This is a genomic window from Streptomyces sp. NPDC037242, from assembly GCF_055604165.1.
Genome location: NZ_JBVJUY010000050.1, coordinates 28,208 through 40,886, shown reverse-complemented (window position 1 = coordinate 40,886; position 12,679 = coordinate 28,208). Strand labels below are relative to the sequence as shown.

At 74.4% G+C, this 12,679-nt stretch carries 13 protein-coding genes; 7 read left to right on the top strand and 6 right to left on the bottom strand.

The window, feature by feature from the left end; genetic code table 11:
• Positions 1–182 precede the first annotated feature (182 nt).
• From ACZ7GJ_RS36575 to ACZ7GJ_RS36560, 4 genes are read left to right on the top strand one after another with little or no spacing between them, the layout of a single operon-like run.
• Positions 183–1,775, top strand: a complete 1,593-nt coding sequence (locus ACZ7GJ_RS36575) for an FAD-dependent monooxygenase (protein ID WP_470758092.1) — start codon at positions 183–185, stop codon at positions 1,773–1,775.
• A gap of 32 nt (positions 1,776–1,807) precedes the next feature.
• Positions 1,808–1,894 (top strand): putative leader peptide, encoded by an 87-nt coding sequence (locus ACZ7GJ_RS36570; protein ID WP_311318651.1) that lies wholly within the window; start codon positions 1,808–1,810, stop codon positions 1,892–1,894.
• Positions 1,895–1,950: 56 nt separating this feature from the next.
• Positions 1,951–2,535: a cupin domain-containing protein gene (locus ACZ7GJ_RS36565; protein WP_470758090.1), complete on the top strand. Its 585-nt coding sequence runs from the start codon at positions 1,951–1,953 to the stop codon at positions 2,533–2,535.
• On the top strand, positions 2,532–2,918 hold the full coding sequence (locus tag ACZ7GJ_RS36560; protein ID WP_470758088.1) for a rhodanese-like domain-containing protein: 387 nt from the start codon (positions 2,532–2,534) through the stop codon (positions 2,916–2,918). Before ACZ7GJ_RS36565 ends, ACZ7GJ_RS36560 begins: the two co-directional genes overlap by 4 nt.
• A 76-nt stretch (positions 2,919–2,994) precedes the next feature.
• Here ACZ7GJ_RS36560 and ACZ7GJ_RS36555 read toward each other — a convergent pair whose 3' ends face one another.
• From ACZ7GJ_RS36555 to ACZ7GJ_RS36540, 4 genes are all read right to left on the bottom strand, one after another.
• Positions 2,995–5,538, bottom strand: coding sequence for an FtsX-like permease family protein (locus tag ACZ7GJ_RS36555; RefSeq protein ID WP_470758086.1), 2,544 nt, complete (start codon positions 5,536–5,538; stop codon positions 2,995–2,997).
• Between the two features lie 81 nt (positions 5,539–5,619).
• On the bottom strand, positions 5,620–6,177 hold the full coding sequence (gene recX, locus ACZ7GJ_RS36550) for a recombination regulator RecX (protein WP_365919760.1): 558 nt from the start codon (positions 6,175–6,177) through the stop codon (positions 5,620–5,622).
• A gap of 3 nt (positions 6,178–6,180) precedes the next feature.
• The gene (recA, locus tag ACZ7GJ_RS36545) at positions 6,181–7,290 is read right to left on the bottom strand and encodes a recombinase RecA (protein WP_470758084.1); all 1,110 of its coding nucleotides are present in this window, start codon (positions 7,288–7,290) and stop codon (positions 6,181–6,183) included.
• 161 nt (positions 7,291–7,451) lie between these two features.
• Entirely contained in the window at positions 7,452–8,114 is a 663-nt protein-coding gene (locus ACZ7GJ_RS36540) for an MBL fold metallo-hydrolase (protein ID WP_470758082.1), read from the bottom strand.
• 139 nt (positions 8,115–8,253) lie between these two features.
• Between ACZ7GJ_RS36540 and ACZ7GJ_RS36535 the strand changes: the two genes are divergently transcribed.
• Both ACZ7GJ_RS36535 and ACZ7GJ_RS36530 read left to right on the top strand, forming a co-directional pair.
• Positions 8,254–9,162, top strand: coding sequence for a GlxA family transcriptional regulator (locus tag ACZ7GJ_RS36535; protein WP_470758096.1), 909 nt, complete (start codon positions 8,254–8,256; stop codon positions 9,160–9,162).
• Positions 9,163–9,218: 56 nt separating this feature from the next.
• A complete protein-coding gene (locus ACZ7GJ_RS36530; protein WP_470758080.1) occupies positions 9,219–10,151 on the top strand; it encodes a TIGR04222 domain-containing membrane protein in 933 nt (310 codons plus the stop codon).
• A gap of 49 nt (positions 10,152–10,200) precedes the next feature.
• Here ACZ7GJ_RS36530 and ACZ7GJ_RS36525 read toward each other — a convergent pair whose 3' ends face one another.
• On the bottom strand, positions 10,201–10,743 hold the full coding sequence (locus ACZ7GJ_RS36525; protein WP_470758078.1) for an HPP family protein: 543 nt from the start codon (positions 10,741–10,743) through the stop codon (positions 10,201–10,203).
• A 94-nt stretch (positions 10,744–10,837) separates the two neighbouring features.
• Here ACZ7GJ_RS36525 and ACZ7GJ_RS36520 point away from each other — a divergent pair, with 94 nt between their 5' ends.
• Positions 10,838–11,587, top strand: coding sequence for a Clp protease N-terminal domain-containing protein (locus tag ACZ7GJ_RS36520; RefSeq protein WP_470758076.1), 750 nt, complete (start codon positions 10,838–10,840; stop codon positions 11,585–11,587).
• On the opposite strand, the gene ACZ7GJ_RS36515 is transcribed toward ACZ7GJ_RS36520, so the two are convergent.
• Positions 11,547–12,641 carry an AI-2E family transporter gene (locus ACZ7GJ_RS36515; protein WP_470758094.1) on the bottom strand — a complete coding sequence of 365 codons (1,095 nt, stop codon included), beginning with the start codon at positions 12,639–12,641 and terminating at the stop codon, positions 11,547–11,549. The two genes, ACZ7GJ_RS36520 and ACZ7GJ_RS36515, sit on opposite strands and share 41 nt — an antisense overlap.
• Positions 12,642–12,679 lie beyond the last annotated feature (38 nt).

The following is a 12,679-nucleotide window of genomic DNA, read 5'->3' as shown; positions in this document are numbered from 1 at the left end:
CCCCCCCCCCCCCCCCCCCCCCCCCCCCCCCCCCCCCCCCCCCCCCCCCCCCCCCCCCCCCCCCCCCCCCCCCCCCCCCCCCCCCCCCCACGGCCTTGTCCGGACCGGCGTCACTTGACGCAGGCACCTCCAGTGGGTTGCATACGTTCTGTGATCACATACCGGACACCGGGAGCCACATCATGGACCCGGTGATCGTCGTCGGCGCGGGGCCCGTGGGACTGTCCATGTCCCTCGCCCTGGCCGGCCAGGGCGTGCCCTGTGTCGTGCTCGACGAGGGGCCCGGCAAGGACGAGGCCAGAACCGCCCGGACCGTTGTCCTGCACTCCGACACCGCGGCCATGGTCCACCGGCTGGGCTGTACGACCCTGCGCTACGAGAGCGCGTACTTCGCCGCCTGGCGCACGATGCGGCGCGGGCGCGACCACCGGCGGATCACCTTCGAGGACCGGCCCGCCCCCCTCCACCTGCCGCAGCACGCCCTGACGCGCGGGCTGCGCGACGCGGCCGTCGTCCACCCGCTGATCCAGCTCGTCACCGACAGCAGGCTCGACTCCCTGGAGCAGGACGACCACTCGGTCACCGTCCACACCCGGGGCGCCGAAACCACCTGGTGGCGCGGGAGTTACCTGATCGGCTGCGACGGGGCCCGCTCCACCGTGCGCAAACTCCTCGGCATCCGCTTCCCCGGCCGCACCGCCGTGGAACGGCACGCCGTGGCCGCCCTGCGCACCGAACTGCCCTGGCCCGGCGAGGCACTGCTGCACCGCGGCCAGGCGGGCGGCGTCGACGAGGTCACCGCCCGGCCGCTGCCCGACGGCGTGTGGCGGCTGGACTGGCTGCTCCCGCCGCGCGGCGAACTCGTCACTCCCGACGCGCTCGTCGCCCTCATCCGCGACACCCTCGGCCTGTGGTGCGGGGGCACGGCTCCCCCGTACGACCTCCTCGACACCGGCGTCCACACCCTGCACCACCGGCTCGCCAGGCGCTGGCGCGACGGTCGGGCCTTCCTCGCCGGGGACGCGGCGCACCTGCTGGGGGCGCTAGGGACCCAGGGCGTCGAGGAGGGGCTCCGGGACGCGGAGAACCTCGCCTGGAAGCTGGCCCTCGCCTGGCACCAGGGGGCCTCCGAGGCCCTGCTCGACAGCTACGAGGACGAGCGCCGCAGGGCGGTGGCGTCCCGGCTGCGCGCCGCCGACCAGGCGATGCCCGCGCTGCGTGCCGGCGGGGGCCTGCGCACGTACCTGCCCGGAGCGGCTCGCTCCGGCGAACTCCGGATCACCGACGGCCACTTGGGCCGGGGGCCGCTGGGCGCGGAGCCGGTGTACGCCCCGCCCGTGGCCGTACGCGAGGTCCCGACGGACACCGAGCCGGGCGGCCCGGTGGCGAACGTCCCCGTGACCGCGCCCGACGGTGCGACCGTGCCGCTGCGCGACCAGCTGGGGCGCGGGCGGCTGCTGGTCGTCCTCGTCGCCCCCGGCACCGGGGTCTGGGACCGGCGGCACTGGCTGGGCGCCGGCCTGATGCCCCGCCTCGCGGCGGCCGTGAGCGCGCTCCCGGTCCGGGCGGACCTGCTGGTCGCGGACGGCTACCCGGGGGCTCCTGCACACACCGTGCTCCTCGTACGACCGGACGGGCACCTGGCCGCGACCTTCGCGGGAGTCCGTCCGGCGGAACTGTACGAGGCCGCGGACGCCGTTCGGCACGGCCCGCCGATGGCGGCCCTCTCGGGCGTGCCGGCGCCGGCCCCGACGCCTGCACCGGTGATCGATTGACCCTCCGGTCGGGTCGTGGTTCACTCGCGGACATGACCGGCAACGACGTGCGCCTGTGGCGGAGGGTCCACATGGACCTGCTCCGCTATGCGGGCTGCGTGTGTCGCCCTTCCTGCTGATTCGCCTCCCTCCGCGCTCCGCGCGCACTTTCGCGAACCCCAGGACGGTCACTTCCATGTCTGCATCGACGCATGCCCCTGCGCCCGCGCACGCTCCGGCGCCTACGCTGGCGCCCACGCCTGCGGCCAACCCCGCTGCCCCCGCCGCCCCCGTGACGGCCGCCGAGCTCCTCGACTTCACGCGGCGCGTCGCCTCCGACGCCGAGCTCGTCGCCTCCCTCCCCCTCGATCCGGAGGGCCGCACCTGGGTCCGGCTGGACGGGCCGGGCGGCAGTGAGGCCTGGCTGATCGGCTGGCCCCCGGGCTCCGGGACCGGCTGGCACGACCACGCCGAGTCGCGGGGCGCGTTCACCACCGCGCGGGGCCGCCTCACCGAGCACTCCCTCGCGGTGCGCCTCCCCTCGGAGGGCTGGCAGTCCCTGGAGCTGGCCCCCGACGTGGACCGCACCCGCAACCTGGGCGCGGGTACCGGCCGGGCCTTCGGCGAGCACCACGTGCACGAGGTGCTGAACGCTTCCGAGTCCGAGCACGCCGTCTCGGTGCACGCGTACTACCCGCCACTGCCGCTCATCCGCCGCTTCAGCCGCACCGGCCCGGTGCTCCGGCTGGAGCACGTCGAGCGCCCGGCGGACTGGCAGTGAGCGCCGCGACCGGCATCGACGAGCTGCTGGAGCGGCTCCGCGCCACCTACACCCGCCTGGAACCGGAACAGGCCGAGGCGGCCTCCCGGGCGGGCGCGCTCCTGGTGGACATCCGCTACCAGGCCCTGCGAGAGCGCGACGGCCTGATCCCGGGTGCGCTGGTCATCGAGCGCAACGAACTGGAATGGCGCCTCGACCCGCAGGGCTCGCACCGCGTCCCGCAGGCCACCGGCCACGACCTCCAGGTGGTGGTGATCTGCAACGAGGGCTACGCCTCCTCCCTGGCCGCGGTCTCCCTCCACGCCCTGGGCCTGCGCAACGCCACGGACCTCGCGGGCGGCTTCCAGGCCTGGAGGGCCGCGGGCCTCCCGACGACCGCCTGAGACACGGGTGCGGGGTACGGGGTACGGAGCCGCGCCCCGTACCCCGTACCCCGCACCTCCTACCGGCCCGCCCGCCCTACGCCTTCGACGTCGCGACGTCCACCGGAGGCACCCGCAGTGCGACCCGCCCCGGCAGGGCGGTCGCCACCAGGGCCAGCAGCCCCGCGACCCCGACGACCAGCGCGTAGGCGACCGGCATCACGGCCGGCGCGGCCGTCCCCGTCATCCCGACGCTGAAGGCGGTCAGGACCGCCAGCGCGATCCCCGACCCCAGCACCGTGCCCATCAGCAGCACCGACACCGCCTCGGTGCGCAGCATCCCGCGCACCTGGCGCCGCGTCGCACCGGCCAGCCGCAGCATCGCGAACTCCCGGAGCCGCTCGGCCGTGGACATGGCCAGCGTGTTGACCACCGCGATTGCGGTGAACGCGAGCACCAGCCCCATCGCCAGCAGGTTGATCTCCGCCCCGGCGGCCTGCCGTTCGGCCCGCACCCGGTCGGCGTCCTGCGCGCTCAGCACCCGGACCCCGGGGAAGCCCTGCACCGCGGCGGCCAGCTGCTCGCGCCCGGTGCCCGGTTCGGCCGCCACCAGCACGCTGCTCGCCAGCGGATTGTCGACGTGCGCGGCGACCAGGTCGTGCGGCAGGGTCAGGTCACCGAAGCCCAGCCCCCGCGCGTACACGGCCGATACGGTCAGCGTCACCGGAGTCCCGTCGCCCAGGGCCAGCTTCAGCGGGCTGCCGGGCCGGAGCCCCAGCTGGTCGGCGGCGAGCTCGCTCACCGCCGCGCTGCGGTCCCCGAAGTCCGCCAGGCTCCCGCCGGTCACCGCCGGGTCCCACGTCCGGGTCAGGCCGGCCGGGGTCACGCCCTGGGCGGCGTACTTGGTCAGCCCCACCCGCACCGAGGTGTGCACGACCTCGGTGGCCGCGGTGACCCCGGGGGTACGGCGGATCCGCTCGGCGGCGCCCCCGGTCACCCCGGGCCCCTGCCCGGCCAGCACCCAGTCGGCCTTGACCCCCTCGCGGACCTGTGCCCGGGCCGCGTCGCCGAGCGTCGGCGTGGCGAAGAGCACGGTGCAGGTCATCCCGATCAGCAGCGCGAGCGGGGTGACGGCGGAGGCCATCCGGGTCGCGTTGCCGCGCAGGTTGGCGGTGGCCAGGTGGCCGCCCGTACCGGCCAGCTTCAGCGGCCCGGCCAGCAGCGCGGCAGCGCCGCGGACGACCAGCGGGCCCAGCAGGGAGACCGCCCCGGCCAGGACCACCACGGCCAGGAAGGTCACCGGGGTGGAGGCTGGCTCCGTGCGCAGCGTGCTCAGTACGGCGACCAGCACCGCCCCGGCGGCCAGCAGCAGTACGCCGATCCCGATCCGGGCCCAGGCGGGCCGGGCCCGCTCGACGGCGGCTTCGGCGAGCGCCTCGGCGGGGCGGATCCGGGCGATCCGGCGGCCGGTGATCCGGGCCGCGGCCCAGGCCCCGAACAGGCTGGCGCCGACGGCGGCGAACATCGGGAAGATCCCGGCGGTGCGCTCCAGGTTGGCGGGGACGACACCGCCGTCCACGAACCGCCCGTACAGCCAGGCGGCGAGCGGCAGTCCGGCGAGCGCTCCGGCGACACCGGCGGCCAGGCCCACGAGCAGCGCCTCACGGCCGATCATGCGGCGCAGCTGCTTGGGGGTGGCGGCGATGGCCCGCAGGAGGGCGAGCTCGCGGTAGCGCTGCTGGACCGACAGGGCGAAGGTGCCGACGACCACCAGGATCGCCACGAGGAGCGAGGTCCCGCCCATCGCGCCGCCCATGGAGACGAGCTTGACCCGGGCGCCGGCCGCGTCGAGGAACTCGGCCGGTCCCCGCTCGTCGCCGGTGTTCACCTGCGCGGTGGTGCCCTTGAGGGCCTGCGCGACCTGCCCGGCCAGGCGGCCCGCGTCGACCCCGGGAGCGGGCAGCACGCCGATGGCGCTGACCTGGCCGTCGCGGGCGGCGAGCCGCTGCGCCTCGGCGTCGCCGAAGAAGAGCGCGCCCTGCCGGACGAGGTCACCGCCGGGGGTCTTGGCGACGCCGCTGACGGTGTAGGTCTTCGGCTCGCCGGTGGCCTGCACGGTCAGCTCGGAGCCGGTCTTCAGGCCGGCGCGGGCGGCCAGTCCACGGTCGATGACGACCTCGCCGGCGCCCTGGGGAGCGCGGCCCTCGGCGAGCGTGAAGGGGGTGAGCTCGGCGGAGGTCCAGGAGTGCCCGTACGAGGGGACCTCGGCGGGGCTGCCCTTGACGAGCGGGACGGCCTGGAAGGTGAGCTCGGGTACGGCCCGCTCGACACCGGGCACGGACCGGACCGCGTCCACGGTGGAGGCGGGGAGCCAGGCCCGCTCGGCGACGGGCTTGGCCTTGTGCTTCGTTTTGGTCTTGCCCTTCTTCTCCTTGACCGTGGTCTGGTGCACGTTCTGGTCGGCGGAGACGAGGACAGGTGTGGCCGCGAAGCGCTCGGTGCCGATCTTTCCGCGCAGACCAGTTTCCAGGAGCGTGCCGCAGGCGGTGACGAGGGCCGCCGCGCACAGGAGGGCGACGAAGGCGCCGAGGAAACCGGCTTTGCGGTCCCGGACGGTCTGGAGGGCGTAACGCAGCATCATGTGATCAACTCTGCCGCTGGGGCCGCCCGTTGGCAGTGGAGCGCCCCGGCGTCACCGCCGGGGGGCTACCCCCACCTCCGGCTACCCCGGGTACCCGAGGTCGTCGGCGTCCTCGCCCTCCGCCTCCAGTGCGCGGCGGACCACTCGCAGGGCCATGCCCTCGGGGTATCCCTTGCGGGCGAGCATCCCGGCGAGCCGCCGGATCCGCTTCTCCCGCTCCAGGCCCCGGGTGGAGCGGAGCTTGCGCTCGACGAGTTCCCGGGCGGTCTGCTCCTCCTGCTCGGAGTCGAGCTGTTCCAGGGCCTCCTCCACGAGGGTGGCGTGCACCCCCTTGGTACGCAGCTCCTGCGCGAGCGCCCGGCGGGCCAGGCCCCGGCCGCGGTGCCGGGACTCGACCCAGGCACCGGCGAACGCGGCGTCGTCGATGAGGCCCACCTCTTCGTACCGGGAGAGGACCGCCTGCGACACCTCCTCGGGGATGCCCCGCTTGTGCAGGGCGTCCGCGAGCTGCCGCCGGGTGCGCGGCATCCCGGTGAGCAGGCGCAGGCAGATCGCCCGCGCCTGCTCCTCGGGACTCTGGGGCGGCAGTTCCTGGCGGCCTTCACGGCCACCTCCGCCGCCCCTTTCCTGCTCGCGCACGGGTCAGCTCTTGGCCACGGCGGCCTTGGCCGTCGTCTTGGCCTTCGACGCCGGGGCGGGAACTGCCGCGGTCTCGGCGGGCGCAGCGGCGGCGGTCTCGTCCGCGGCGGCGTCCTTGCGGACACCCACGCCCAGCTTCTCCTTGATCTTCCGCTCGATCTCGTCGGAGAGGGCGGGGTTGTCGCAGAGGAACTTCCGCGCGTTCTCCTTGCCCTGGCCGAGCTGGTCGCCCTCGTACGTGTACCAGGCGCCGGCCTTGCGCACGAAGCCGTGCTCGACGCCCATGTCGATCAGGCCGCCCTCGCGGCTGATGCCGTGGCCGTAGAGGATGTCGAACTCGGCCTGCTTGAACGGCGGCGCGACCTTGTTCTTGACGACCTTGACGCGGGTGCGGTTGCCGACCGCGTCCGTGCCGTCCTTGAGAGTCTCGATGCGGCGGATGTCGAGGCGCACCGAGGCGTAGAACTTCAGCGCGCGGCCACCGGTGGTGGTCTCCGGCGAGCCGAACATCACACCGATCTTCTCGCGGAGCTGGTTGATGAAGATCGCGGTGGTCTTGGACTGGTTGAGCGCACCGGTGATCTTCCGGAGCGCCTGGCTCATGAGGCGGGCCTGGAGACCCACATGCGAGTCGCCCATCTCGCCCTCGATCTCCGCGCGCGGCACGAGCGCCGCGACGGAGTCGATGACGATCAGGTCGAGCGCACCGGAGCGGACGAGCATGTCCACGATCTCCAGCGCCTGCTCACCGGTGTCCGGCTGGGACAGGATGAGGTTGTCGGTGTCGACGCCGAGGGCCTTCGCGTACTCGGGGTCGAGCGCGTGCTCGGCGTCCACGAAGGCGACGGTGCCGCCGGCCTTCTGCGCGTTGGCCACGGCGTGGAGGGTCAGGGTCGTCTTACCGGAGGACTCCGGCCCGTACACCTCGATCACGCGGCCGCGGGGCAGCCCGCCGACGCCGAGGGCGATGTCCAGCGCGGTCGACCCGGTGGGGATGACCTCGATGGGGTCGTTCGGCTTGTCGCCGAGGCGCATGACCGCACCCTTGCCGAATTGCCGTTCAATCTGTGCGAGCGCGGCGTCGAGAGCCTTCTCGCGGTCGGTGCCTGCCATGGGTTCCACCCGGTTTGCTTGAGTCGATCGCTTCACGCCATTGACGCTAACGCCTGCCACTGACAATGCGCTCCCACGCCCGGTTTGGCTGTGGATAACCCATAAGAATACGTGTTCGATTTCCGTGTCAAGCGCGCCACGCCAGCCCCAGGAGACACCCCCTAGCGCGGGGTGGTGGCGTCCGGAGCGAAGGGGGCGCCGTGGCCGGGCACGATCAGGTCCGCGGCGGCCATCACCCGCAGCCGGGAGGTGCGCAGGACCTCGCGGTCCGGGGCCACCGGGTCGTCCGCCGGTCCCGCCGAGTGCCACCACAGGTCACCGGCGAAGGCCACCACGCCCGAGTCCGTGCCGGCCAGCAGCGTGATGTCCTCGGCGCTGTGCCCCGGGGTGCGGATCAGCCGTAGCGACGGGGTGAGCTCGTAGCCCTCCGCGTCGCGGTTCTTCCACTGGTCGGCCCGGTACTCCACCTTGTGGTCGTGGACCAGGGCGCGGCCGAACAGGCCCACGTTCATGGTGTTGTCCGGGTGGTGGTGGCTGAGCACCACGTCGGTGATGTCGTCGGGGCCGAGCCCCAGCTCCGCGAGCGGGCCCAGGATGTCGTCGTGGGAGGCCACCATGCCCGGGTCGAAGATCACGTGCCGGCCGGCGTCCGAGACGTAGGAGACGGTGGCGGCCACTCCGGGGCCGGTGGAGCCGACGTAGCCGGTGGTCAGGACCCGGTACACGGCGCTGCGGCCGAGCGGTGCGTCCTGCGTGGCCGGGGTCGGGGCCAGGGTCGGGGCCGGGGTCGAAGTCGTCGTCTCTACTGCCGTGTTCGTCGTCATGTCCTCAATACTTCCGGGCCGGGCGGCCGCGTACGAGTGGCACTGCTGCCGCTGATCGCAGGATTAGTGCCAGGCGTGCCAGACTGCACGGGTGCCGCCCTTCGAGACCGTCGCCGCGTACGCCCCGCCCGGAGTCGGCATGCTCGCCGTCGGCATCGTCGCCGAGGTGTTCGCCCCGCACGGGGAGGGGATGCCGGGCTTCGACTTCGCCCTGTGCTCCGACCGGCCGGGACGGGTCCCCACCGACGTGGGCGTGCCGCTCACGATCGAGCACGGCCTGGACCGGCTGGCCGCCGCCGACCTGGCGATCGCCCTGCCCTGGGCCGGTTTCCGTACGCCGCCCGCACCCGCCGTCCTCGACGCGCTGGCGGCCGCGCACGCGCGGGGCGCGCTGGTCGCGGCCCACTGCGTCGGTACGTTCGCGCTCGCCGCCGCCGGGCTGCTCGACGGCCGGCGGGCCACCACGCACTGGCGGTTCGCCGGGCTGCTGGCCGGCCGCCACCCGGACGTCGCCGTCGAGCCCGACGCCCTGTACGTCGACGACGGGCGGATCACCACGGGTGCGGGAGCCGCCGCGGGCTTCGACCTGTGCCTGCACCTGCTGAGGCGGGAGTACGGAGCCGCGATGGCCAACACCGTCGCCCGGGACATGGTGCTGCCGTCGCACCGCGACGGCGGGCAGGCCCAGTACCTCGCCGCCCCCGTCCCCGAGGACTGCCAGGACGAGCGGCTCGCCGAGGTGCTCGCCTGGGCCCGCGAGCACCTCCACGAGCCGCTTCCCGTCGCGGAACTGGCCCGGCGTGCCGTGATGAGCAAACGGTCCTTCGCCCGCCGCTTCGCCGCCGCGACCGGCACGACCCCGCACGCATGGCTGCGGGGCCTGCGGCTGAGCAGCGCCGAGGAGCTCCTGGAGACCACCGATCTGCCGGTCGAGGAGATCGCCCGCCGGGTGGGGTACGGCAGCGCGGCCGTCCTGCGCGAGCAGTTCGTGCGCCGCCGGGGTGTGCCGCCCCGCTCCTACCGCCGTTCCTTCGCGCGCACTGCGTAGCGTCCGCGGCGTCCTGACCGTTGCTCCCGCCCCGGGGCGGGAGCCAGACTCGGGGCGTGTGGGTCTTCATATTCGCGGGGGCGGGCGTGCCTCTGCTCGGCGTGAGCCTCGCCCGGGTGTGGCTGTACCACAGGCTCCACCCCCAGGACCGGACGGACCGGACGGGCCGGACGGGCCGGCCGGGCAGCGCCGACAGCGGGCCGATCGGCCTGTACGAGGCCGCGTACCTGGAGCGCGGCCGGCGCGGGGTCGCCGAGGTGGCCCTCTGCGCGCTGCACCTGGGCGGGCGCCTGGCGGTCACCGACGACGGCCGGGTCACTGCGGTACGGGCCGCCCCCGGACCGGAGGGCAACGACCCGGGCAGCGACCCCGTCCAGGCGGCCGCGCTGGCCCTGCTGGACGGGGAGGCGCCGCCGCACGCGGCAGCGTTCCGGACCGGGGTCGGCGACCGCCCCGCCGCCGTCGAGGTGGAGCGGGCGCTGGTCGGGCGCGGACTGGCGGTGGACCCCCGGCGGCGCGAACGGGCCGCGAACGCCGAGCTGGCCCAGTCGGTGTGCGTGCTGGTCGCGGTCCTGGCGACCGTCGCGGCGTGCATCGTGGACTCCGCCACCGGGCAGGGCTCGGGCTTGCGGCCGTTCCTCGCGTTCACGGCGCTCGGGGTGGTGACGGGGCTGGTCAGCCTGTTCGCGGGCACGGTACCGCTCGACCGGCACGCGACGGCGGCCGGGCTCCGCCGCAGCCGCGAGGCCGCCGCCGACGGGACCTGGGCCCCGCCGCTGCCCTCCGGGGTCCCCGCCGCAGCCCGTGCCGCCCTGACGGCCGTCGCCCGCAACGGGCCCGGCTCGGGCGCGCTCCACGGCCTGGCTCCCCTCACGGCGCACCTGCGCCCCCGCCCGGCACCCGGGCCGGCGTCCTCCGCCGCGAAGGAGCCCCCGAGCGTCGGCGGCTGTGCGGCCGGTTGCGGCGCCGGCTGCGGCGGCGGAATCTGACACGAAGGCCCGGGGCCCGGCACTCACCGCACGTACGCCCGCGCCCGCCTCACCACCAGTACGCCGGGTACGCCACCGCACCCCGCCGCGCCCGGGACGCCGCCATCCCGGCCAGCACCAGGACCAGGGCCGCCCCCGTCAGCAGCGGTACGAAGACCAGCGGCCGCGGCGCCTGGAGGACCACCACCACGGTGGTCGCGGCGGCCGGCGAATGCGGGGTCCGGGCCAGGGTCATCACGCCGACGGCCACACCCGCCCCGAGCGCCGCCACCCAGGCCGCGCCGCCCAGCGCCGCCAGCGCCAGGTAGCCGACGGCCGCGCACAGCAGGTGCCCGCCGATGACGCTCCGGGGCTGGGCCAGTGGGAGCGCGGGCACCCCGTACACGATCGCCGCGCTGGCCGCGATCGGCGGGATCAGCACCGGCTCGCGCAGCAGCGCACCGGCTCCGACGAGGGTCAGCAGGGCCGCGGCGGCGACGCCCCCGCTGTGCAGCGCGGTGATCGGCGCGGGCGCGGCGGGGGCGGGTGCGCGCCCGCGCAGGACGTGCGTGCGAGGCCGGGGCCCGGGGCTGGTGATCTCGTCGACGCTCATGGACCCCAGGTGTACGAAACGCCCGTATCCCCCGCCTATATCGACTGACAACCCAGGGTTGACACCCTTCGGACTGTCAACCTACGGTTGCCTCATGACGAACCCTTCGGTGGAACCCGTTCGCATGACCAACCCGGTACGCCTCGACGACCTCATCGAGGCCATCAAGAAGGTCCACACCGACACCCTGGAGCAGCTCAGCGACGCCGTCGTCGCCGCCGAGCACCTCGGTGAGGTCGCCGACCACCTCATCGGCCATTTCGTCGACCAGGCCCGCCGCTCCGGCGCCTCCTGGACCGACATCGGCCGCAGCATGGGCGTCACCCGCCAGGCCGCCCAGAAGCGCTTCGTCCCCAAGGCCGACAAGGAGGGCGACCCCGGCCTCGACCCGAACCAGGGCTTCGGCCGCTTCACCCCCCGCGCCCGCAACGTGGTGATGACCTCGCAGAACGAGGCCCGCGCCGCCGGCGGCACCGAGATCCGCACCGGGCACCTGGTCCTCGGCCTGCTGGCCGAGCCCGAGGGCCTCGCGGCGCTCGCCCTGACCGCCCAGGGGATCGCGGCCGACGACGTACGGGCGGCCGTGGCCGCCACCCTGCCGCCGGCCGCCGACGAGGTCCCCGACCTCATCCCCTTCGACGCGTCCGCGAAGAAGGTCCTGGAACTCACCTTCCGGGAGGCCCTGCGCCTGGGCCACGGCTACGTCGGCACCGAGCACATCCTGCTCGGCATCCTCGAACTGGAGGACGGCGACGGCCTGCTGACCGGTCTCGGCGTCGACAAGGCCGCTGTCGAGGCGAGCGTCACCGAAGCCTTGGCAGCCGTACTCGGCGCCGACGGGTAGGCCCGGGCTCCTCATCGGCGGCCGCGCTCGTGAGCTCGTAGCGCTTCACGTACGCGCCGAGGAAGGCCTGCAGCGTGGCGACGGCCGGGATCGCGATCAGCGCCCCGACCGCGCCCAGCAGGGCGGTGCCCGCGATGACCGACCCGAAGGCGACCGCCGGGTGGATGTCGACGGTCTTCGAGGTGAGCTTGGGCTGCAGCACGTAGTTCTCGAACTGCTGGTAGACCACCACGAATCCGAGCACGTACAGCGCGTACCAGGGATTGACCGTGAAGGCGATCAGCATCGGCAGCGCGCCCGCCAGGTAGGTGCCGATGGTGGGGATGAACTGCGACACCAGCCCCACCCACACCGCGAGCGCGGGCGCGTACGACACGTCGAGGATCACGAAGAGGATGTAGTGCGCGATGCCGGAGATCAGCGCCATCAGCCCGCGCGAGTAGAGGTACCCGCCCGTCTTGGTGACGGCGATCTCCCAGGCGCGCAGTACCTCCGACTGCTTCGCGGGCGGCAGTACGGAGCACAGCGCGCGCCGCAGCCGCGGCCCGTCGGCGGCGAAGTAGAAGGAGAACAGCCCGATCGTCAGCAGCTTGAAGAGCCCGCCGAGCACGGTGGCGGACACGTCGAGCACGCCCGTCGCGCTGTTCTGCACGTACTTCTGGAGCCAGTCGGAGTGCAGCAGGCTGTCCTGGATGTCCAGCCGCGACAGCTCGGTGTGGAAGGTCCGGTTGATCGAGTCGATCACCTTGTCGAGCGTGCCCGGGAAGCCCGCCACCATGTCGACGATCTGTCCGGCGAGCATCGAGCCGAGCAAGGTCAGGAATCCGGCGGACGCGACGAACACCCCGAGGAACACCAGGAATGTGGCGAGCCCGCGGCGCATGCCGCGGGCCGCCATCCTGGCCACGGCCGGTTCGATCGCGAGCGCGAGGAAGAACGCGATCAGGATGTTGACGAGCAGCCCGATCAGCTGGTGGAAGGCCCAGCTGCCGAGCTGGAAGCAGGCGATCAGGGCCAGTACGAGGACCACCGCACGCGGCAGCCAGCGCGGCATCCGCGCCGCGTCCCCCGCAGCGCCCCCCGACGGGGCGG

Bases quoted from the DNA above. Each gene is read 5' to 3' on its own strand.
- ACZ7GJ_RS36570 (WP_311318651.1), top strand. From the start codon at position 1,808: ATGACCGGCAACGACGTGCGCCTGTGGCGGAGGGTCCACATGGACCTG.
- ACZ7GJ_RS36525 (WP_470758078.1), bottom strand. From the start codon at position 10,743: ATGAGCGTCGACGAGATCACCAGCCCCGGGCCCCGGCCTCGCACGCAC.
- ACZ7GJ_RS36535 (WP_470758096.1), top strand. From the start codon at position 8,254: ATGCTCGCCGTCGGCATCGTCGCCGAGGTGTTCGCCCCGCACGGGGAG.
- ACZ7GJ_RS36555 (WP_470758086.1), bottom strand. From the start codon at position 5,538: ATGATGCTGCGTTACGCCCTCCAGACCGTCCGGGACCGCAAAGCCGGT.
- ACZ7GJ_RS36540 (WP_470758082.1), bottom strand. From the start codon at position 8,114: ATGACGACGAACACGGCAGTAGAGACGACGACTTCGACCCCGGCCCCG.
- ACZ7GJ_RS36575 (WP_470758092.1), top strand. From the start codon at position 183: ATGGACCCGGTGATCGTCGTCGGCGCGGGGCCCGTGGGACTGTCCATG.
- recA (WP_470758084.1), bottom strand. From the start codon at position 7,290: ATGGCAGGCACCGACCGCGAGAAGGCTCTCGACGCCGCGCTCGCACAG.
- ACZ7GJ_RS36565 (WP_470758090.1), top strand. From the start codon at position 1,951: ATGTCTGCATCGACGCATGCCCCTGCGCCCGCGCACGCTCCGGCGCCT.
- ACZ7GJ_RS36520 (WP_470758076.1), top strand. From the start codon at position 10,838: ATGACGAACCCTTCGGTGGAACCCGTTCGCATGACCAACCCGGTACGC.
- ACZ7GJ_RS36515 (WP_470758094.1), bottom strand. From the start codon at position 12,641: ATGCCGCGCTGGCTGCCGCGTGCGGTGGTCCTCGTACTGGCCCTGATC.